This window comes from Nocardiopsis quinghaiensis (genome assembly GCF_008638365.1).
Taxonomy (GTDB): Bacteria; Actinomycetota; Actinomycetes; order Streptosporangiales; family Streptosporangiaceae; genus Nocardiopsis; species Nocardiopsis quinghaiensis.
This window is the reverse complement of record NZ_VWVU01000001.1, coordinates 276995-295684: the sequence shown is the minus strand read 5'-3', so window position 1 is coordinate 295684 and position 18690 is coordinate 276995. Positions and strand designations below refer to the sequence as shown.

At 69.2% G+C, this 18690-nt stretch carries 20 protein-coding genes and 1 tRNA gene; 14 read left to right on the top strand and 7 right to left on the bottom strand.

What is annotated here, in order from left to right; all coding sequences use genetic code 11:
• Nucleotides 1-12: 12 nt before the first annotated feature.
• Together FYX01_RS06150 and FYX01_RS06145 are read right to left on the bottom strand one after the other, a co-directional pair.
• Nucleotides 13-264, bottom strand: a complete 252-nt coding sequence (locus FYX01_RS06150) for a hypothetical protein (protein ID WP_150238421.1) — start codon at nt 262-264, stop codon at nt 13-15.
• Nucleotides 265-882: 618 nt separating this feature from the next.
• A tRNA-Tyr gene (locus FYX01_RS06145) sits at nt 883-964 on the bottom strand.
• A 233-nt stretch (nt 965-1197) separates the two neighbouring features.
• Between FYX01_RS06145 and FYX01_RS06140 the strand changes: the two genes are divergently transcribed.
• The gene (locus FYX01_RS06140) at nt 1198-1695 is read left to right on the top strand and encodes a YajQ family cyclic di-GMP-binding protein (RefSeq protein ID WP_150238419.1); all 498 of its coding nucleotides are present in this window, start codon (nt 1198-1200) and stop codon (nt 1693-1695) included.
• A gap of 50 nt (nt 1696-1745) precedes the next feature.
• Here the strand turns inward: FYX01_RS06140 and FYX01_RS06135 are convergent, their stop codons facing one another.
• Entirely contained in the window at nt 1746-2609 is an 864-nt protein-coding gene (locus FYX01_RS06135) for a M48 family metalloprotease (protein WP_150238417.1), read from the bottom strand.
• Nucleotides 2610-3149: 540 nt separating this feature from the next.
• On the opposite strand from FYX01_RS06135, the gene FYX01_RS06130 reads away from it, so the two are divergent.
• The 6 genes from FYX01_RS06130 (at nt 3150) to FYX01_RS06105 (ending at nt 8496) form a co-directional block, all read left to right on the top strand.
• Nucleotides 3150-5000: a 2-oxoacid:acceptor oxidoreductase subunit alpha gene (locus FYX01_RS06130; RefSeq protein ID WP_150238415.1), complete on the top strand. Its 1851-nt coding sequence runs from the start codon at nt 3150-3152 to the stop codon at nt 4998-5000.
• Nucleotides 4993-6102, top strand: a complete 1110-nt coding sequence (locus FYX01_RS06125; RefSeq protein ID WP_190394204.1) for a 2-oxoacid:ferredoxin oxidoreductase subunit beta — start codon at nt 4993-4995, stop codon at nt 6100-6102. Before FYX01_RS06130 ends, FYX01_RS06125 begins: the two co-directional genes overlap by 8 nt.
• A 114-nt stretch (nt 6103-6216) precedes the next feature.
• Nucleotides 6217-6882, top strand: a complete 666-nt coding sequence (locus tag FYX01_RS06120; protein ID WP_150238413.1) for an SDR family oxidoreductase — start codon at nt 6217-6219, stop codon at nt 6880-6882.
• 177 nt (nt 6883-7059) lie between these two features.
• On the top strand, nt 7060-7590 hold the full coding sequence (locus FYX01_RS06115; RefSeq protein ID WP_150238411.1) for a hypothetical protein: 531 nt from the start codon (nt 7060-7062) through the stop codon (nt 7588-7590).
• A gap of 384 nt (nt 7591-7974) precedes the next feature.
• Nucleotides 7975-8187 (top strand): hypothetical protein, encoded by a 213-nt coding sequence (locus tag FYX01_RS06110; protein ID WP_150238409.1) that lies wholly within the window; start codon nt 7975-7977, stop codon nt 8185-8187.
• A 96-nt stretch (nt 8188-8283) separates the two neighbouring features.
• Nucleotides 8284-8496, top strand: coding sequence for a hypothetical protein (locus FYX01_RS06105; RefSeq protein ID WP_150238407.1), 213 nt, complete (start codon nt 8284-8286; stop codon nt 8494-8496).
• A 90-nt stretch (nt 8497-8586) separates the two neighbouring features.
• Here the strand turns inward: FYX01_RS06105 and FYX01_RS06100 are convergent, their stop codons facing one another.
• A complete protein-coding gene (locus tag FYX01_RS06100; protein ID WP_150238405.1) occupies nt 8587-9123 on the bottom strand; it encodes a GNAT family N-acetyltransferase in 537 nt (178 codons plus the stop codon).
• A gap of 148 nt (nt 9124-9271) precedes the next feature.
• Between FYX01_RS06100 and sigJ the strand changes: the two genes are divergently transcribed.
• Nucleotides 9272-10177 (top strand): RNA polymerase sigma factor SigJ, encoded by a 906-nt coding sequence (gene sigJ / locus FYX01_RS06095; protein WP_150238403.1) that lies wholly within the window; start codon nt 9272-9274, stop codon nt 10175-10177.
• A 95-nt stretch (nt 10178-10272) separates the two neighbouring features.
• Here sigJ and FYX01_RS06090 read toward each other — a convergent pair whose 3' ends face one another.
• Nucleotides 10273-10641, bottom strand: a complete 369-nt coding sequence (locus FYX01_RS06090; protein WP_150238401.1) for a VOC family protein — start codon at nt 10639-10641, stop codon at nt 10273-10275.
• A gap of 1111 nt (nt 10642-11752) precedes the next feature.
• Here FYX01_RS06090 and FYX01_RS06085 point away from each other — a divergent pair.
• The 5 genes from FYX01_RS06085 (at nt 11753) to FYX01_RS06065 (ending at nt 16666) form a co-directional block, all read left to right on the top strand.
• On the top strand, nt 11753-12097 hold the full coding sequence (locus tag FYX01_RS06085) for a MerR family transcriptional regulator (protein WP_150238399.1): 345 nt from the start codon (nt 11753-11755) through the stop codon (nt 12095-12097).
• A gap of 97 nt (nt 12098-12194) precedes the next feature.
• Nucleotides 12195-13247: a LacI family DNA-binding transcriptional regulator gene (locus FYX01_RS06080; RefSeq protein ID WP_150238397.1), complete on the top strand. Its 1053-nt coding sequence runs from the start codon at nt 12195-12197 to the stop codon at nt 13245-13247.
• Nucleotides 13248-13464: 217 nt separating this feature from the next.
• A complete protein-coding gene (locus tag FYX01_RS06075; RefSeq protein WP_150238395.1) occupies nt 13465-14781 on the top strand; it encodes an ABC transporter substrate-binding protein in 1317 nt (438 codons plus the stop codon).
• Nucleotides 14782-14841: 60 nt separating this feature from the next.
• Nucleotides 14842-15834, top strand: a complete 993-nt coding sequence (locus FYX01_RS06070; RefSeq protein ID WP_150238393.1) for a carbohydrate ABC transporter permease — start codon at nt 14842-14844, stop codon at nt 15832-15834.
• Nucleotides 15827-16666 carry a carbohydrate ABC transporter permease gene (locus tag FYX01_RS06065; protein ID WP_150238391.1) on the top strand — a complete coding sequence of 280 codons (840 nt, stop codon included), beginning with the start codon at nt 15827-15829 and terminating at the stop codon, nt 16664-16666. The genes FYX01_RS06070 and FYX01_RS06065 overlap by 8 nt, the downstream gene beginning before the upstream one ends.
• Here the strand turns inward: FYX01_RS06065 and FYX01_RS06060 are convergent.
• Together FYX01_RS06060 and FYX01_RS06055 are read right to left on the bottom strand one after the other, a co-directional pair.
• Nucleotides 16627-16881: a hypothetical protein gene (locus tag FYX01_RS06060; protein WP_150238389.1), complete on the bottom strand. Its 255-nt coding sequence runs from the start codon at nt 16879-16881 to the stop codon at nt 16627-16629. The genes FYX01_RS06065 and FYX01_RS06060 overlap by 40 nt on opposite strands.
• A 155-nt stretch (nt 16882-17036) precedes the next feature.
• Complete coding sequence (locus FYX01_RS06055; RefSeq protein WP_150238387.1) at nt 17037-17648, bottom strand: PaaI family thioesterase; 612 nt, start codon at nt 17646-17648, stop codon at nt 17037-17039.
• A 127-nt stretch (nt 17649-17775) separates the two neighbouring features.
• Here FYX01_RS06055 and FYX01_RS06050 point away from each other — a divergent pair, with 127 nt between their 5' ends.
• Nucleotides 17776-18528 carry an SDR family NAD(P)-dependent oxidoreductase gene (locus tag FYX01_RS06050; RefSeq protein WP_150238385.1) on the top strand — a complete coding sequence of 251 codons (753 nt, stop codon included), beginning with the start codon at nt 17776-17778 and terminating at the stop codon, nt 18526-18528.
• Nucleotides 18529-18690 lie beyond the last annotated feature (162 nt).

The window sequence follows — 18690 nt, the reverse complement described above, 5'->3', positions numbered from 1 at the left end:
GGATTGCCGGAACTAGCTGATGTTGGTGCCGACAGGGCCGTTCACGCAGTCACCGGTGGTCTGCGGCGACAGGATCGGGATGTTGACCGCGACCAGGCCGACGGTGGCCTCCAGGTTGCAGGACTGGATCGGAACCAGCTGCAGGTTCTGGTTGAACTGCTGGTCCCCACCGTGAGAACCACTAGCGTGAGCGGGAGCCCCCATGAGGAGAGCGCCCATCGCGGCACCGGCGACCAGGCCAGCAGCGGCCATCTTCTTGATCATGTTTCCCCCGAGAATCGGATACGAGGATTGACAGAAAAAGACGCAGGCGCTTCTTGCACCTGTGTCGCGGTGGACTGGGGCAATCATCATCCGCCCCCCGGTTTTTGTCAACGCCGAAACCCGGAAAGCAGTTTGTCCATATTGTCGCAAGAACTCTTTTCGCGTCGACCGCGAATAGATATATTGAGTCTCTTTTCGCACGATCCGCGCAAAGGACTGACTTCCGCCCAGGCCGGGGCCTGAACGGCGAAGCGGACACACCATCCGCTATCCGCGCAGCTGCGGCAGGCCCCCACCCCCGGACCACCCGCAGGAAGGGCGAATCCGCAGCTCAGCACCCATGGGGATGCGCACCCCTCCCCCGGCCGTCCGCCACCGGGCAGAAAAAACTGCGTTACCAGCCCGTGTCCCGAACGCGACGGAGACGCGATCGGCCGAATCGCGGAAGCCGCCAGTTCCGGGACCAGAACACGGTCCCGCTCCTCGTCGGCCCTCGTCGGCCGACACGGATGTGACCCATGTCTCCTCACCCCGGGGCGCCCGGATCCCGCTCCGCGGGCACCCCCGAACACGAAGAGGCCCCGGCACCTGATGGTGCCGGGGCCTCGTTCCCCACTGTGGCAGGTCAAGGATTCGAACCTTGGAAGGCTAAGCCGACGGATTTACAGTCCGCTCCCATTGGCCACTCGGGCAACCTGCCTGGGCTGCGGCGACGTGTTCGTCGCGGCGCACCACCGAGAATAGCGGATGATCCGCCCGAACCTGAAATCGGTTCTCCGGGCGCGCCCCCAACAGGCACTTCGGCAGCCTGAGCAGGGCGCGGCTAAGCTCTGGAGTCCTGCCCGCACCGGGGGTCCGGCGCGGGCCGACGAGACCCACGCGGGCGTCCCCGGGCGTCCGCGACCCATGATGACTAGCGGGGTGTGAGCGAACGTGGCCGCCGATTCCAGTTTCGACGTCGTGTCCAAACTCGACCGTCAGGAGGTCGACAACGCCCTGAACCAGACCGGCAAGGAGTTGGCCCAGCGGTTCGACTTCAAGGGCACCGGTACCACCATCGCCTGGCAGGGCGATGACGGGATCGAGATCAAGGGCAACTCCGAGGAGCGGGTCAACGCCGCCCTGGAGGTCTTCAAGGAGAAGCTGATCAAGCGCAAGCTCTCCCTGAAGATCCTTGACCCCGCCGACGAGCCCCGCCCCTCCGGCAAGGAGTACCGCCTTCCCGTCGGCCTCAAGGAGGGCATCACCTCCGAGGACGCCAAGAAGATCTCCAAGCTGATCCGCGACGAGGGACCCAAGGGCGTCAAGGCCCAGATCCAGGGAGACGAGCTGCGCGTCAGCGCCAAGAAGAAGGACGACCTCCAGTCGGTCCAGAACCTCATCAAGGAGAAGGACCTCGACCTGGCCATCCAGTTCGTCAACTACCGGTAGCGACGACGGCGACGGCCGCCCGCCTCCTCGGTGGGCGGCCGTCGCCGTGCCTATCCGCCCATGTCCCACTCACGGCGCAGGAGCCGCAGCCTCCGGACGCGCTCGGTGGTCGGCGGGTGGGCGGCGAAGAGGCGGCCCACACCGCACGGGAACGGGTTGGTGGTCATCAGGTGCGCCGACGCCAGCAGGCTGCGCTCCCGGGGCAGCGGGTACCGGTACGCGCCCGCCTCCAGCTTGCCCAGCGCGGCGGCCAGCCCCTCCGGGTCCCCGGTCATCCTCGCGGCCTGCTCGTCGGCCCGGAACTCGCGTCGGCGCCCCACTCCGAAGTGGACGACCAACGCCGCGAGGGGCGCCAGCAGCGCCACCATCAGCCCCCCCAGCAGGTTGGGCATGTCGGTCTCCTCCGACTCCCCGAGCGGGAGGAGGAACGCGACCATCGACATGGCCGTGATGACCGCGGTCAGGGTGGTCGCCACCGAGCTGATCAGGGTGTCGTGGGCGCGGATGTGCGCCAGTTCGTGGGCGATCACTCCGCGCAGCTCGCGCTCGTCCAGGGTGCGCAGCAGCCCCGTGGTGCAGCACACGGCGGCGCGGCGCGGGCTGCCGCCGGTGGCGAAGGCGTTGGGCGAGCGCACGGGCGACAGGTACAGCTTCGGCATCGGCTGCCTGGCCGCGGTGGCCAGCTCCCGGACGATCCGGTACAGCTCGGGCTGCTCGATCTCGCTGACCGGCCGGGCCCGCATCGCGCGCAGCGCCAGGGACTCACCGAAGAGGTAGACCAGCACCCCGGCGCACACCACCAGGGTCGCGGAGAACTGGGCGCCCTTCTCGGCGCCGCACAGCCAGCCGACCGTGACGACGAGTACCGCGGCACCGACGAACAGGCCGATCGCACGGGCCACGTTGACGTGCACGCCGCCACCTCCTCGTTCAGCCGACCCCGGATGCGTATACATGGTGACAAACGTGCGGGTCTGCATCCCGCGTTCCCCGTGTGACCAGCCGTCGGTCACATCCCTGGTTCCCGGCTCCCCCACGCCCCGCTCCACCCGCCGGTTCCTTCCCCACCTCCCGGCACTTCCGTCCCCGCCTCCCGGGCGAACCGCCCGTGTGAGAATCGCCACCCGGCCGCCGCCCCGGCGCCCCCGACGACCTATAGTGCGAGCGTGGCTCTCATCACTCCGCCTACCAGGCCGTCGGGACTCCGTCCCCTCGGCCCGGTGAGCGGATGGCCGTGTCGTTGAAGGCTGGCTCCTTCGCGGCCCGGCCGTCGCGGCACGACCACACCGCGCGGGACCGGGTTGGCGCATCCGGCGATCGCGAGGGCCGCGAACGCTGTCCCCACGTCCCCGAACCAGACACCCGTCCGCGACGGTACGGTCCGGTCGGGGGCTGACACCCGAGCGCCGCCGCCCGTCACGACCGGCGGCTCACCAAGGAGGTCGTCGATCTCAGTGGCCAAACAGATCGAACAGCTCGACCGCGTCGTCATCCGCTTCGCCGGTGACTCCGGCGACGGCATGCAGCTGACCGGTGACCGCTTCACACAGGAGACGGCGTCGTTCGGCAACGACCTGTCGACCCTGCCGAACTTCCCCGCGGAGATCCGCGCGCCCGCCGGGACGCTCCCGGGGGTGTCCAGCTTCCAGCTGCACTTCGCCGACCACGACATCATGACTCCGGGCGACGCGCCGGACGTGCTGGTGGCGATGAACCCCGCCGCCCTCAAGGTCAACCTGGGCGACCTGCCCCGGGGCGCCACCGTGATCGTCAACACCGACGAGTTCACCAAGCGCAGCCTGGCCAAGGTGGGGTACACGGTCGACCCGCTCACGGACGGGACCCTGGACTCGTTCAAGGTGAGCGCGGTGCCCCTGACCTCCATGACGGTGGAGGCGCTGGCCGGCACGGACGTCTCCAAGAAGGACGCGCAACGGGCGAAGAACATGTTCGCCCTGGGGCTGCTGTCGTGGATGTACAACCGGCCGACCGAGGGGACGACCTCGTTCCTGAAGTCGAAGTTCTCCGCCAAGCCCGACATCCTCGCCGCGAACCTGAGCGCGTTCCAGGCCGGGTGGAACTTCGGTGAGACCACCGAGGACTTCGCGGTCTCCTACGAGATCAAACCCGCCAGGCTCCCGGCGGGCACCTACCGCAACATCACCGGCAACCTGGCCACCGCCTACGGTCTGATCGCCGGGTCCAAGCGGTCGGGGCTGCCCCTGTTCCTGGGCTCGTACCCGATCACCCCGGCCTCGGACATCCTGCACGAGCTGTCCAGGCACAAGCAGTTCGGTGTGCGCACGTTCCAGGCCGAGGACGAGATCTCCGGTGTGGGCGCCGCCCTGGGCGCGTCCTTCGGCGGGTCCCTGGGGGTCACCACCACCTCCGGCCCGGGCATGGTGCTCAAACAGGAGACCGTGGGGCTGGCGGTGATGACCGAGCTGCCGCTGGTGGTCATCGACGTGCAGCGCGCCGGACCGAGTACCGGCATGCCGACCAAGACCGAGCAGACCGACCTGCTCATGGCCCTGTACGGGCGCAACGGCGAGTCCCCGGTGCCGGTGGTGGCGCCCTCCTCGCCCGCCAACTGCTTCGACGCCGCGCTGGAGGCGGTCCGGATCGCGGTGCGCTACCGCACGCCGGTGGTCGTGCTCTCCGACGGGTACCTGGCCAACGGGTCGGAGCCCTGGCGGCTGCCGGAGGTGTCCGACCTGCCGGAGATCGATCCGGGGTTCGCGACCGGACCGAACGGGGCGGAGGGGGACTTCCTCCCCTACCTGCGCGACGAGGAGACGCTCGCCCGCCCGTGGGCGGTGCCGGGCACGGCCGGTCTGGAGCACCGGATCGGCGGCATCGAGAAGCACGCGCAGAGCGGTGACATCTCCTACACGCCCGCCAACCACGACCTGATGGTGCGCACGCGCCAGGGCAAGATCGAGGCGATCGCCCGGGACATCCCCGAACTGGAGGTGGACGATCCCGGCGGAGAGGCCGACGTCCTGGTGCTGGGCTGGGGCGGCACCTACGGCTCGATCACCGCGGCGGTGCGCCGCGTGCGCCGTGCGGGCGGCCGGGTGGCGCAGGCGCACCTGCGGCACCTGAACCCGTTCCCGGCCAACCTCGGCGAGGTGCTGCACCGCTACGAGCGGGTGGTGGTCCCCGAGATCAACCTGGGCCAGCTGTCACTGCTGCTGCGAGGCAGGTTCCTGGTCGACGTCATCGGTTACAACAAGGTCCGCGGCCTGCCGTTCAAGGCCGAGGAGCTCGCGGACGTGCTGCAGGAGGTCATCGACCGTGACTGAGAACGCGACGGGGCACGGCCCCGGCCAGGACGGCCACGTCCACGGCGGCCCGGAGGACGGGGCCGGCGCTCCGGGAGGCCTGCGCCTGGTTCCCAGGAGTGACACCGCGTACAGGATGAAGGACTTCAAGTCCGGCCAGGACGTGCGCTGGTGCCCGGGCTGCGGCGACTACGCGATCCTGGCCGCCTTCCAGTCCTTCCTGCCCGAACTGGGCGTACCGCGCGAGAACATCGTGATGGTGTCGGGGATCGGCTGCTCCTCCCGCTTCCCCTACTACCTGAGCACGTACGGCATGCACTCGATCCACGGGCGCGCACCGGCGATCGCGACCGGGCTGGCCGCCAGCCGCCCGGACCTGTCGGTGTGGGTGGTGACCGGTGACGGCGACGGGCTGTCCATCGGCGGCAACCACCTCATCCACGCGCTGCGCCGCAACGTCAACATCAACATCCTGCTGTTCAACAACAGGATCTACGGGCTGACCAAGGGCCAGTACTCCCCCACCTCCGAGGCCGGGAAGATCACCAAGTCCTCGCCGGTGGGCTCGCTGGACCACCCGTTCAACCCCGTGTCGCTGGCACTGGGCGCGGAGGCCTCGTTCGTGGCCCGCACGGTCGACTCCGACCGCAAACACCTCACCTCGGTGCTGCGGGCGGCGGCCGACCATCCGGGCGCCTCGTTCGTGGAGATCTACCAGAACTGCCCGATCTTCAACGACGACGCGTTCGAGCCGTTGAAGGACCCCGCGGCGCGCGACGCCCGCCTGCTGCGCATGGAGCACGGTGAGCCGCTGCGGCTGGGCTCCGACCGGGGCGTGGTCGCCGGGGAGTTCGGCGGCCTGGAGGTCGTGGACGTGGACTCGGTGGGCGAGGACCGGCTGATCCGGCACGACGCGCACCGGGAGGACCCGGGGTACGCGTTCGCGCTGTCGCGCCTGGACCTCCCGGCGTTCGAGCACGTGCCGGTCGGTGTGTTCAGGGACGTGCGCCGTCCCACCTACGACGACCTGATGAACGAGCAGGTCGCCGACGCCCGCGCCGAGCGCGGCGACGGTGAGCTGGCCGCCCTGCTGGGCAGCGGGGACACCTGGACCGTCGAGTAGTACCGGAGCCGGGCTCCGCACCGGGCCGAGAGGCCGTGCGCGGAGCCCGGAGCGCTCCGCCCGTCGCCGGGGTCGCGCCCCGGTCCCCGGGTTCCGAGGGCATACGCTTCTCCCATGCGTATCGTCATCGCCGGGGGACACGGGAAGATCGCGCTGCGACTGGCCAGGCAGCTGGCCGACCGCGGTGACGAGCCCGTCGCCCTCATCCGTAACCCCGACCACTCCCGGGACGTGGTCGCCGCCGGTGCCGAGCCGGCCGTGATCGACCTGGAGAAGGCCACCGTCACCGAGCTGGCCGAGAAGGTCATGAACGCCGACGGCGTCGTGTTCGCCGCGGGCGCGGGCCCGGGCAGCGACGCGGCCCGCAAGGAGACCGTGGACCACAAGGCGGCCGTGCTGACCGCCGACGCCGCCTCGCTGGCGGGTGTGCGCCGTCTCGTGCAGGTGTCGGCCATCAACGTGGACGAGCCGGTGCCGGAGGGCACCGGCGAGGTGTGGGCGGCCTACGTGGAGGCCAAGCGCGCCGCGGACGCCGACCTGCGCGAACGCGGGCTGGAGCTGGACTGGACGATCCTGCGTCCCGGGCGGCTGACGGACGATCCGGGCACCGGAAGGGTGGCGCTGGGCTCCGACGTCGAGCGCGACTCCGTGACCCGTGAGGACGTGGCCTCGGTGATCGTCGCCCTTCTGGACGAACCGGGAACGGTCGGGAAGGTTCTCAACCTGGTGAACGGAGAGACGCCCGTCGTCGAGGCCGTCCGCGCCGCCGCCTCCTCCTGACCGTCCGCCGGTGGCCTCCCGGCAGGTGGCCGTTCGGGTTCTGTGGCCAGATGTGCCCGCAGGGGGCATCATGGTTGCGGAGCCCGGCGGGAGTCCCGCCACGGTGGACGCGGATGACCGGGTAGCAGCCCGACGGGTACGGCAAGCTCCACGCAGAGCAGATGGGTACGGTTATTCATGAGCGTCACGCAGGTCGTGAGGGACAGCACGGTCGTCGAGCATGCCAAGGTCGCCGCGCAGCAGAAGCGTCGGATGTTCGTCATCCAGTTAGAGGTGAACGCCTACGACGAGCCCTCCAGCAAACTGCGTCCCGGGCTGACCCGCATCCTGGAGGGGATCGAGGAGGCCGGCTGGCGCCTGGACCTGATCACCCCGGGCGAGGAGGGCGACAAGCCCGCCCGCCTGTTCATCTTCCGTCCGGACCCGGACGGCAGGCAGGACGGGGCCGCGGAGAGGGCCCAGACGTACCCGCAGGAGCCCTCCGGCCAGCAGCAGCCCCACCAGCACTATCCGACGGGTGCGCAGCCGCAGGACCCGTACGCCGGCTACGGCCAGCAGCCCGGCTACGGCCAGCAGTACCCGGGATACGACCAGCAGCAGTACCCCGGGTACGGCCAGCAGCCCGGCTACGGGCAGCAGCCGGGGTACGGGCAGCACCCCGGCTACGGGCAGCAGTACCCGGGATACGGGCAGCAGCAGGGCTGGTAGGCCCGGGCCGGACTCCGCGTGTCGGGCACCCGCTCGCCACGGGGACGCGGTCCGGGCGCCGGGCGAGGACTCCTTCCCCGCAGAACCGCCGAGGCGCAGGGCCCGCATGGTGCACCACCATGCGGGTCCTTTTGTGTGTCTGATGTCAGATACTCACCGTTTCCGATGCATTCGCCAGAAACGGCTTCTCGCCATGCTTTCGGTTCAGTAACGCGATGACGCTTCGAAGCGACGACATGTCCGTCATGTCACCCACGAAGCCGAGGAAAACCTGAGGAAACTCTGGATCCTTCCCCGAAAGTACTCCAAGCGCGCGGTTAATTACGCTAAGTTATTTACGGCGGCTACAGCCAGCCCGTTTTGAACTTCCGAAAGGCAAGAAGAATGTCCCGTATCGCCAAGGTTTCCGGATTCGTCCTCGCCACCGGCCTCGCCTTCGGTGCCATGACCGGCACCGCCGCCGCGGACAACAACGCCGAGATCCAGAACATCACGATCCCGATCTGCCTGGACGTGCTCGCGGCCTCCGGCGCCAGCGGCGGTGACTGCAACGTGGTGAGCTGGGACTCCACGAACGGCATCGCCGTCCACGACTAGGACCGGCCCCGCTCACGTATCCAGCCTGTCACCACGGGACCTGCCAGGTCCCTACAGCATCAACGATCGCACCACGAACCGAAAAGGACCAACACCATGAAGCGCTTCGCCTCCTTCTCCGGCCTCGTCCTCGCCACCGGCCTCGCCCTCGGCGCCATGGCCGGCCCCGCCGCCGCGGACAACAACTCCGAGATCCAGAACGTCACCGTGCCGATCTGCGCCGAGGTTCTCGCCTTCTCCGGCCTGGGCGGCGGCGACTGCAACGTGGTCTCCAAGGACGTCACCTCCGGCATCGTCGCCATGGACTAGTCCGTCCCTCGGGCGCGCGAACGTCGTGGGGACGCGGGGCACGGCACGGCCGCGCCCCGCGTCCTCGTTCGTGCCGGGGCCTCCCGGCGTTCAGTACGCGCAGGGCCGGAGCTCCACACCCTCCACCGGGTCGGTGGCCAGCCGGGCGTGCGCGCCCGTGTCGAACCGCTCGTCGCCGTAGCGGAGCTTCTGCCGTTCGATCCCCTCCGGCCGGAACCCGGACCGGCGCGCCACCAGGCACGAACCCGGGTTGTTCATGCGGTGGCCCAGCTCCAGCCGGAACAGGTCCAGCCCGGCGAAGGCGAACTCGCAGACCAGCAGCGCCCCGGCCGTGGCCACGCCCCTCCCCCGCGCCTCGGCCAGGGTCCAGTACGACACCCACCCGGTGTCGAGGCGCCTACTGGTCACGTCCACCTGGACGTGGCCCAGCACCGGCCCGTCCCCCTCGACCACCGCGAACCCGAACGCCGAACCCTCCCGCGCCAGGAACCGCTGCCGGACGATCCACTCGCGGGCCTGGTCCGAGGTGGTCGGCACCGTCGGCGCCTGCCAGGCCAGCTCCGGTTCGGCGAACGCCTCCAGCAGCCGGTCGGTGTCTCCCGGCCCCCACTCCCGCAGTCGGTACACGCCGGCCCCTCTCGCTCGTCCGCACTCCGACCGCGCCACGCTATCCGCTGCCGGTCCCGTGGTCGGACCCCGGCGGTCCCGGCCCGGCGGCGGCGGAACGTGTCGGTGAGCGTGTCACACACGGACCGGGGTGATACGTCTTCCTGTCATGACGACCGATGTCTTCGAAGAACACCGCTCCCTCCTGACCGGTGTCGCCTACCGCGTCCTGGGCACCGCATCCGACGCCGAGGACGTCGTGCAGGAGGCGTGGCTGCGCTGGTCCACCGTCGACTCCGGCTCCGTCGACGAGCCTCGCGCCTACCTGGTCACCGTCGTCTCCCGGCTCGCCATCGACCGGCTGCGCAGCGCCCGCGTCCGGCGCGAGACCTACGTGGGCGCATGGCTGCCCGAGCCGGTCAGCGACATCCCCGGCGGAGCCGAGCGCGCCGAGCTGGCGGACTCGGTCGAGTTCGCGCTCCTGGTGGTCCTGGAGACGCTCAGTCCGCTGGAGCGCGCGGTGTTCGTGCTGCGCGAGGCCTTCCAGACGCCCTACGCCGAGATCGGCGAGGCCATCGGCAGGGAGGAGGCCGCCGTCCGGCAGCTGGCACGGCGGGCCCGCGAGCACGTCCGAAGCCGGCGCCCCCGGTTCGAGGCCGACCGGGCCACCCGGAGGCGGATGACCGAGCGCTTCCTCCAGGCCTGCCTGGAGGGCGACCTGGACGGGCTGACCGGCCTGCTCGCCGACGACGTCACCCTGGTCAGCGACAGCGGCGGCAGGGCCAGGGCGCCCCGCCGGGTCCTGAACGGCGCCGCTAAGGTCGGCCGGTTCCTGGCGTCCTTGGTACTGCCGCGCAACACCGAGCGGTTCCTGCGCTCGGTGGACCTGCGTGGGACGGAGGACCTGCGGCCCGTGGTCACCGAGGTCAACGGCGGCCCGGCGGCGATCATCTCCGCAGGCGGCAGGGCGGTCACACTGGCGTCCCTGGACATCGCCGGGGGCCGGGTCCAACACGTGTACCTTCTGGTCAACCCCGAGAAGCTGTCACGCCTGCGGACGCCCGGACCGTCCTAGTGGTGTGTCCGCGCCTCGTATCCGGGGTTGCGGGGAGTACGGCGGGCGCCGCGGACACGCCCTCGGCGCGAGAGCGTGCGGTCAGGCGGGACCGCTCAGACGGGGACGTGCGAGACGGCCTCGACGTTGTTGCCGTCGGGGTCGCGGACGAACGCGCCGTAGTAGTGCTCGTGGTACTCGGGCCACTCCTTCGGCTCGTGGAGCACCTCCGCGCCCGCCTCGACGGCCGCCGCGAAGAAGGCGTCCACCGTCGCCCGGTCGGGCGCGGTGAAGGCGATGTGGGACTCCCGGGCGTCACCCGGCGTGTTCGCGGGCCCGATCCAGAAGTCCGGGGCCGACGTGCCGTAGCCGATGTTCTCGCCGAAGTCGAGGATGCGTCCGGCGCCCAGCGGGGCGAGGACCCTGTCGTAGAAGGCGGCGCTCGCCGCGGGGTCGCTGACCTGGATACCGAGATGGTCCAACATGTGCCGAGTGTGGCACGCCTCACCGACATCTCCCGGGCCGCGGTCCGGGAGGGCGTCCTGCGGGACGACCACACCAAGCGCCACGGGTACGCGGCGTTCGGTGTGACCGCCTACCGGGTCATCGACGCCCTGCCCGGCAAGGTCTCGGCATCATCGAACTGCGCCTGGAGGACGGTCAGTGCCGTGAGGTCACCCGGGCCTGGGACGAGGAGGCCTTCGAAACGGACCTGCCGTCCCCCGCGGGGTTCGTACCCCACCGGCTCACCACCGGCGGCGAGCCGGAGGAGGCCCAGGCGCCATCCAGCGGTAGAGACGCTCCGGGTGGTCCGCCGGGCGTGGTGCCTCCGACCCGGGCTGATCCCGTGGTCCGCCCTTCCCCGCGGCCCCGCCTCCGCCTCCGCGTCCCGGGAACGGGACACCGGTCTCCCGTCCTCGGAATACCTGTTCGCGGGACACACCGAAATCTCCATCGGTCGTAGTAGACATGTGTTTCCAGTGCTGCTAGATTTCTTCTCGTAGCCACAGAGATCCACGAGTGGACCACCGGATACGCCGGTGGGGAGCGGTACCGGTGTCCCGCCCGCACGGGGGACGCCGTAGCAGTGAGCAGGACAGCAAGAAGGACGCGGTAGGGCTCGACCGGCGCGCGGGTGTTGGACGGCGCCGGGAGCCGGTAGGACCGCAGCACCGCAGTACCGGTGCTCCGCCCGCACGGGGAGGACCGCGCAGTAACAGAGCAGGTCGGCTCGACCGGTGTGCACGTGCTTCAAGACGCCGGGAGCCGGTAGGACCGCAACACCGCAGTACCGGTGTCCCGCCCGCACGGGGGACACGGCAGTACGAGGAAACGCACGCAGTGAGGTCGAGAGGAGCAGTCGCCATCAGGATCGCCCGGGTGTGGGGATGTTCCGCTCGGGTACCGCAGGCCCCGGTTCGGAAGTAGGTGGTCCACGGTCACACAACCGCGATCCCCGCGATCCCGTCCCAGCTTGACCTCGGGAAGCGGAAGACCGGCAGCGACCGGTAGGTGGTACTGAACTCTCGGGCCCCGGCGCCGCACGGCGCTGGGGCCCTCGACGTGCGCTCAGGCTCAGGAGAGAAAGAGAGACGCTTGTCCCGTCCCGCAACCGAAGACCGGTTCGACGATGACGACTACCCCGCCTACACCATGGGCCGCGCGGCGGAGATGCTCGGCACCACGCCGGCGTTCCTGCGCGCCCTGGGCGACGCCCGGCTGATCGAGCCCCTGCGCTCGGCGGGCGGCCACCGCCGCTACTCCCGCTACCAGCTGAGGATCGCCTCCCGCGCCCGCGAACTCGTGGACGAGGGCACCCCGATCGAGGCCGCCTGCAAGATCATCATCCTGGAGGACCAGTTGGAGGAGGCGCAGCGGATCAACGAGGAGCTCCGCGCCTCCGAAGCCGGTTCGCGGGACGACAGGCGGTCGTCACCGTAATCGGTACCGAACGCGTTCCGGCCCGCAGCACCCGGAGGCCGCGGGGCCAGACACCATCGGCGCGTGTCCCCGAGGTCCAACGGACTACCATCTTCCCATGACAAGCGGAAACACGGGTCGAAAACGCCCCACGATCAGCGATGTCGCCCGTCGGGCGGGCGTGAGCAAGGGCGCTGTGTCACGAGCGTTGAACACCGGTACCGGTACCAGCGCCAGCACCCGTGAACGCATCCGCCAGGCGGCGGTCGAACTGGGATGGAGCCCGAGTTACGCCGCACGCGCGCTCAACGGCAAGTCGCTGGGCACCGTGGGCCTGGTCGTACGCCGCTCCCCCGAGATCCTCGACTTCGACGCGTTCTTCCCGTCGTTCCTGTCCGGCATCGAGTCGGTGCTCTCCGGCGAGGAGCACGCCACCGTCATCCGCTTCGTACCCGACGAGCGGACCGAGACCGCCACCTACGAGCGGCTGTTCAACGACCACTTCGTCGACGGTTTCCTGGTCACCGACCTGCGGACGGACGACGGTCGCCCCGCGCTGCTGCGCCGTCTGGGCGCTCCCGCCGTCGTGGGCGGTGCGCCCGAGGGCTCCTCCGACCTCCCCACCATCACCAATGACTCCGAGGAGGCGATCCGCGGTCTGGTTCGCCGCTTCGCCGAGGCGGGCCATCAGCGCATCGCCCACGTGCAGGGAGACCCCCACATGCTGCACGCACTCCAGCGCCGACGCCACTGGGAGAAGGCAGTGCGCGAGTTCGGGCTGGAACCTGGGCCGGTGGAGGAGCAAGGCGGCTACACCATCGCGGGCGGGGCCCAGGCCACGGAGCGCATCATCGCCAGGCGCGACGGTGAACGCCCCACCGCCATCTTCTACGGCAGCGACCTCATGGCCATAGGCGGTTACTCCGTGCTGAGGGAGGCGGGTCTGACCATCCCCGACGACATGGCGGTGGCCGGGTTCGACGACATCCCCCTGGCCTCGTTCGTCACGCCGCCACTGACGACCGTCCGCAACAGGCACCGCGCGCTGGGCAGTGTCGGCGCCCGCATCCTGCTGGACATGCTCAAGGGGCAGGAGCCGCCGCTGTCGACCGTACTCACCGGTGAGCTCTGCCTGAGGGAGTCCTCCGGACAGCCGGACCATCGCTTGTAACGGTTCCACAACTGACTCTGCTGCCTTCCTGTGATCTCACCTACACTGGCCAGGTAAACCGGTTTACTTAACCGTTGGGCTACGTAGAGCGACATGTGTGGCCCACCGGTTCCGATGCCCCTTGCCCACAGGTCGACGGGCGCGTCCGCCCTGCCCGTTCCGTCATCGCCGACGCTGACGACGGGCTCCCATGGCCTGCAGAGAAACGGAGACGGCCGTGAAGACACCTCCCACAGCGCTACTGTCCGCTTCGACCGCACTCGGACTCGTCGCCGCACTGACCGCCTGTGGTTCCGGCGAGGATTCCGGGGACCAGACGCTGACCTACTGGGCCAGCAACCAGGGAGCGAGCGTGGAGGAGGACCAGGAAGTCCTCCAGCCCGCGCTCGACCGCTTCACCGAGGAGACCGGAGTCGAGGTCGAACTGGAGGTCATCCCCTGGAGCGAGCTGTACAACCGCATCCTCACCGCGGTCAGCAGCGGCGACGCGCCCGACGTACTCAACATCGGCAACACCTGGGCAGCCAGCCTCCAGGAGACCGGTGCCTTCGTGCCCTACGAGGGCGCGGACCTTGAGGCGGTGGGCGGCGAGGAGCGCTTCGTCAGCACCAGCTTCGCCACCGGCGGCGCCGAGGGCCGGCCGCCGACGTCGGTGCCGCTCTACGGCCTGTCCTACGCGCTGTTCTACAACCCCACCATGTTCGAGGAGGCGGGCATCGAGGAACCGCCCGCGACCTGGGAGGAGTTCGTCGACACCGCGGACGAGCTGACCAGGGACGCCGACGGCGACGGCGAGACCGACCAGTACGGCTTCGTGATGGAGGGCGGCAGCGAGCGGCAGAACTCCCACATGGCCTTCGTCCTCGGCCAGCAGCAGGGCGGACAACTGTGGGGGGAGGACGGGCCCGCCTTCTCCTCCGACGAGCAGGTCACCGCGATCAAGCGGTGGGTGGACCTGATGGCCGTGGAAGAGGTCGTCGACCCCAGCAGCGCCGAGTTCAGTGACGGCACCCAGGGCATCAGCGACTTCGTCGACGGGCGCGCGGCCATGATCATCGTGCAGGGCAGCGCCCGTACCACCATGGCCGCCCGCGGATTCGACGACTACGAGGTCGCCCAGGTGCCGATGCTCGACCCGCTGCCGGGCGAGCCCATCCAGAGCCACGCGGCCGGGATCAACATCAGCGTCTTCAACGACACCGACGACAAGGAGGGCGCTTTGCAGCTGGTCGAGCACCTGACCAGCCCGGAGGAGCAGGTGTACCTGTCCCAGGAGTTCCAGACGCTGCCGGTGGCCGACGAGTCCTACGACAGCGAGGAGTTGCAGAGCGAGTCGATGGACACCTTCCGCACGATCCTCACCGAGCACTCCGCACCGATGCCGCTGATCCCCGAGGAGGGACAGATGGAGACGGTGCTCGGCGAGGCGATCAGTGGGCTCTTCGCCGAGGTGGCGACCGGCAGCGAGATCACCGAGGCCGACATCCGCCAGGCCATGGAGGAAGCCGAGACCCAGATGGACGCCGCGAACTAGGCGGTGTGTCCTTCGGTCGCCTCGCCCCGCGGCGGGGCGACCGTGTGATGGAGGCGCTAGATGTCGACTACCGAAGAACCGGAGCCCGGGGCCGCGGAGGGTCTGTCCGGGACCGGCCCCGTGGAAGGACCCGACAGGCGGCGCGGGCGCCGCCCGGGGTGGTTCCTGCCGTACGGCATGGTGTTGCCGGCGGCGGTACTGGAGCTGCTGGTCCATATCATCCCCATGGCCCTGGGGATCTACATCGCGTTCACCTCGCTGACGCAGCTGACCATCCGGCGCTGGACGACGGCGCCGTTCGTCGGCCTCGACAACTTCGTCCGCGGTCTCGATCCCGGGAACGCCCTGGGCAGCGCCCTGTTCGAGAGCCTGTTCCGCACCTCCGTCTACACCGTGCTGGTGGTGGGGTTGTCGTGGACGCTGGGGATGGCTGCCGCTGTCGCGTTGAACACGAAGTTCCGGGGGCGCGGTGTACTACGCACCCTGTTCCTCGTGCCTTACGCCCTGCCGGTCTACGTCGCCGCGATCCTCTGGGCGTTCATGTTCAACCAGCGCGACGGCATGGTCAACCGGATGCTCGTGCAGGATCTGGGGCTGCTGGACGAGCGCCCGTTCTGGCTCATCGGTGAGAACGCGTTCTGGGTGCTGGTGATCGTGTCGGTGTGGCGGCTGTGGCCGTTCGCGTTCCTGATGCTGCTGGCGGCGCTACAGAGCATCCCCGAGGACATGTACGAGGCCGCCGCCATCGACGGCGCCTCGACCTGGAAGCGGTTCACCGGCATCACGCTGCCCATGGTGCGCTCGGCGAACGCGGTCGTACTGCTTGTCATGGGGTTGTGGACGTTCAACGAGTTCAACATCCCCTTCCTGCTCTTCGGCGACACCTCACCCGAGAGCGCACGGCTGATCTCACCGCTGATCTACGAGCACTCCTTCGTCAACTGGAACTTCGGGCTGGGCGCCGCGATGAGCGTGCTGCTGCTTGTCGCGCTGGTCATCGCGTCGGTGGTCTACGTCCGCATGGTGCTGCCCAAGGGGAGGGGCAATGAATGAGACACGGGGATTCCGCTGGTTCCGCCGGATCGTCCTGACCTTTCTCACCGTGTTCACCGTGCTGCCCCTGTACGTGCTGGTGGTGACCTCGGTGAAGCCGCTGGAGAACGTCCGGGGAGCGTTCACCTGGCTTCCGGACCGCGTCACCCTCCAGCCGTACGTGGACATGTGGACGACGATCCCGCTGGCCCGCTACCTCGTCAACAGCCTGATCGTCACGACCACGGCGACGGTCCTGGCGCTGGTGGTGGCGGTGCTGGCCGCCTATCCGCTGTCGCGGCTGCGCTTTCGCGGCAAGCGGCTGTTCAGCATGACGGTGCTCTCGACGCAGATGTTCCCCGGCATCCTGTTCCTGCTGCCGCTCTTCCTGATCTTCGTGCGGCTGGAGGACCTCACCGGCATCGAGTTCACCGGCTCCTACACCGGGCTCATCATCACCTACCTGACCTTCGCCCTGCCGTTCTCGATCTGGATGCTGGCCGGATACTTCAGCGCCATCCCCGAGGGCTTGGAGGAAGCGGCGATGATCGACGGCACCGGCAGGATCGGTGCCCTGGTCCGGGTCATCCTTCCCGTGGCCCGCCCGGGCATCCTCGCCGTCGGGGTGTTCGCGTTCATCACCGCCTGGGGCGAGGTGCTGTTCGCCTCGGTGCTGACCGACACCGAGACCCGCACGCTCTCCATCGGGCTCAAGCTCTACACCAGCCAGACCGACACCCTGTGGAACGAGCTGCTGGCCGCGTCGCTGACCATTTCCCTGCCGGTGGTCGTCGCCTTCATGCTGGTCCAGCGCTACCTCGTGTCCGGGCTCTCTGCGGGCGCGGTGAAGTAGCGCGGGGTCCCGGCCGTCCCACCGCCGCGGCTGTCCGGCACCGCCACCGACAGGTTCAGGGCGCTCCACAGGGCGGTCGGGGCCTCCACCCCGCTGAGCCCGGTCGGGGAGGACTTCCTGGTCGGCGGCGGCCGGCGCATCCCCTTCATCCTGAGCGCGGTGGCGGTCGTCATCGGCCCGGCCATCCGTATGAAGGTCGACGGGTCACCGCTCATGACCGAGCTTGAGCGCGCCGAGGACCTCTCCCACCGCCCGTGGCGCGGCCCGTGCCAGAACGGCCGGAGTGCCGCGCGAGCGCACCGGCCGGGTCGCCAGCACGCCCGCGCGGGTGTGTGCCCTACGTAGTTCTCCGGTCCACGTGAGATCGGGTTCAGGCCTGACCGGGTCTCAGGGTGACGAAGAGGGCCTCCGCCTCCGCGCACAGCACTTGGCCGTGCCGCAGTTCGGCTCGCATGAACCTTTTGCGACCCTCCACGCGGTCCGTCCAAGCAGAGAAGGTGAGTTCGACTCCGATGCCGACGACTGAGTGGTAGCGGGTGTTCAGGTACGCCGTCCGTGAAGCCGGCATACCTTCGGCATTCGCCAACCTTCCGAACAACTCGTCGAAGAGCAGCGGTATGGATCCCCCGTGGGCGGCGCCTCTGCCGCCGAGGAAGAACGGACCGAAGACCGCTCGGCCCACGAGCAAATCAGGCAGTGTCAGTTCGAGTACCTCGTACCAGGGACTGGTCGCCTGACCTGCCGCAGGCAGATGGGGAAGGTGGCCGTAGTGCCGCCGTTCTTCGGGCGCCTGGTCCTCGGCGAGCCCTTGGGCCAAGTCGAACAAGGTGGCGCGGAGTTCTTCGCTCGCCGCCCCGGTGAGGACCGCGGAGGAGAACCTGTCCAGAAAAACACGCAGCTGCGAGACCAGCTGGTCGTGGTGCTGATCCGGGGAAGAGGTGATATCGGTCTGCGGGTCGGTCGTCGACGGGTTATCTACCACACAGGAAGTCTATCAAGCAGTTGCTTGACATGCGACTGAAGAAAGCCCTACCCTCGCGGACAAAGGTCGCGTCGGATCTCAGCGCAGAGAACAGCTGCGTCCGCCGCGGTCGACGAGGAGCGGGGTCATGGAACTGAGGCTTGACGGTACCCGGGCAATCGTCACCGGGGCCGGTGCAGGCATCGGCCGCGCGGTGGCGAGCGCTCTCGCCGAGAACGGTGCGCATGTGCTACTGGTCGCCCGGCGTGTCCACACACTCGAAATGGTCGCCGATCAGATCACCGAGTCCACGGGAAGGCGTCCGACTTTTCTCGCCTGTGACCTCAGCGCCCCTGATGCTGCCTGGGAAGTCGGCCGGGCGGCACGCGAAGGATTCGATGGCGTGGACATTCTGGTCAACAACGCAGGCCAGGCGGACCCGCCTTCCAGCGTTCTCGACGAAGAGGCTTGGAGGCACTCCTTTGAGTTGAACTTCCATGTCAAGCGCCGGCTCGCCGAGGAGTTCCGCCGCGAACTCGAGGCGTCCGGCCGTGGTCGGGTGGTGAATGTGGTCGGCCTGATCGAGCCCGTCGCGGTCACGGCTGCCCAAGCAGCCATCGCGGCTTGCCGCCTCTGGTCCAAGGCGTTCTCTCGCGAGGTCGCCGCCGCGGGCGTGACCGTCAACTGCGTGGCGCCCGGGCGGATCGACAGTGAGCAGGTGCGGCGTCACTTCCCCACTCCGGAGTCTCGCGAGGAGTACGCCTCACAGAACATTCCTTCGAAGCGCTTCGGCGATCCGGAGGAGGTGGCTGCCTTGATCGCTTTCCTGTGTTCAGAGGGAGCTTCCTACGTCAGCGGGGAGACGATCGGCGTCGATGGGGGTCTGCGGCGCCACGCGTGATCGAGGCCATGGGTGGACCGTGCCGTGGGACTTCTGGAACAGGGCCGCTCCCGGGCCCGCACGCATGCTCGGACCCCGACCGGGAGTATGGCGGTTGGCGGTACCTGGACTGACTCGTGCCGCACTGGGAGGTCCGAGTCCTGGATACGTCCTCTGGCCTGT

Coding starts and splice junctions, on each gene's coding strand:
- FYX01_RS06080 (WP_150238397.1), top strand. CDS start 12,195: ATGACAAGCGGAAACACGGGTCGAAAACGCCCCACGATCAGCGATGTC.
- FYX01_RS06120 (WP_150238413.1), top strand. CDS start 6,217: ATGCGTATCGTCATCGCCGGGGGACACGGGAAGATCGCGCTGCGACTG.
- FYX01_RS06050 (WP_150238385.1), top strand. CDS start 17,776: ATGGAACTGAGGCTTGACGGTACCCGGGCAATCGTCACCGGGGCCGGT.
- FYX01_RS06070 (WP_150238393.1), top strand. CDS start 14,842: ATGTCGACTACCGAAGAACCGGAGCCCGGGGCCGCGGAGGGTCTGTCC.
- FYX01_RS06150 (WP_150238421.1), bottom strand. CDS start 264: ATGATCAAGAAGATGGCCGCTGCTGGCCTGGTCGCCGGTGCCGCGATG.
- FYX01_RS06105 (WP_150238407.1), top strand. CDS start 8,284: ATGAAGCGCTTCGCCTCCTTCTCCGGCCTCGTCCTCGCCACCGGCCTC.
- FYX01_RS06110 (WP_150238409.1), top strand. CDS start 7,975: ATGTCCCGTATCGCCAAGGTTTCCGGATTCGTCCTCGCCACCGGCCTC.
- FYX01_RS06065 (WP_150238391.1), top strand. CDS start 15,827: ATGAATGAGACACGGGGATTCCGCTGGTTCCGCCGGATCGTCCTGACC.
- FYX01_RS06090 (WP_150238401.1), bottom strand. CDS start 10,641: ATGTTGGACCATCTCGGTATCCAGGTCAGCGACCCCGCGGCGAGCGCC.
- FYX01_RS06060 (WP_150238389.1), bottom strand. CDS start 16,881: ATGAGCGGTGACCCGTCGACCTTCATACGGATGGCCGGGCCGATGACG.
- FYX01_RS06115 (WP_150238411.1), top strand. CDS start 7,060: ATGAGCGTCACGCAGGTCGTGAGGGACAGCACGGTCGTCGAGCATGCC.
- sigJ (WP_150238403.1), top strand. CDS start 9,272: ATGACGACCGATGTCTTCGAAGAACACCGCTCCCTCCTGACCGGTGTC.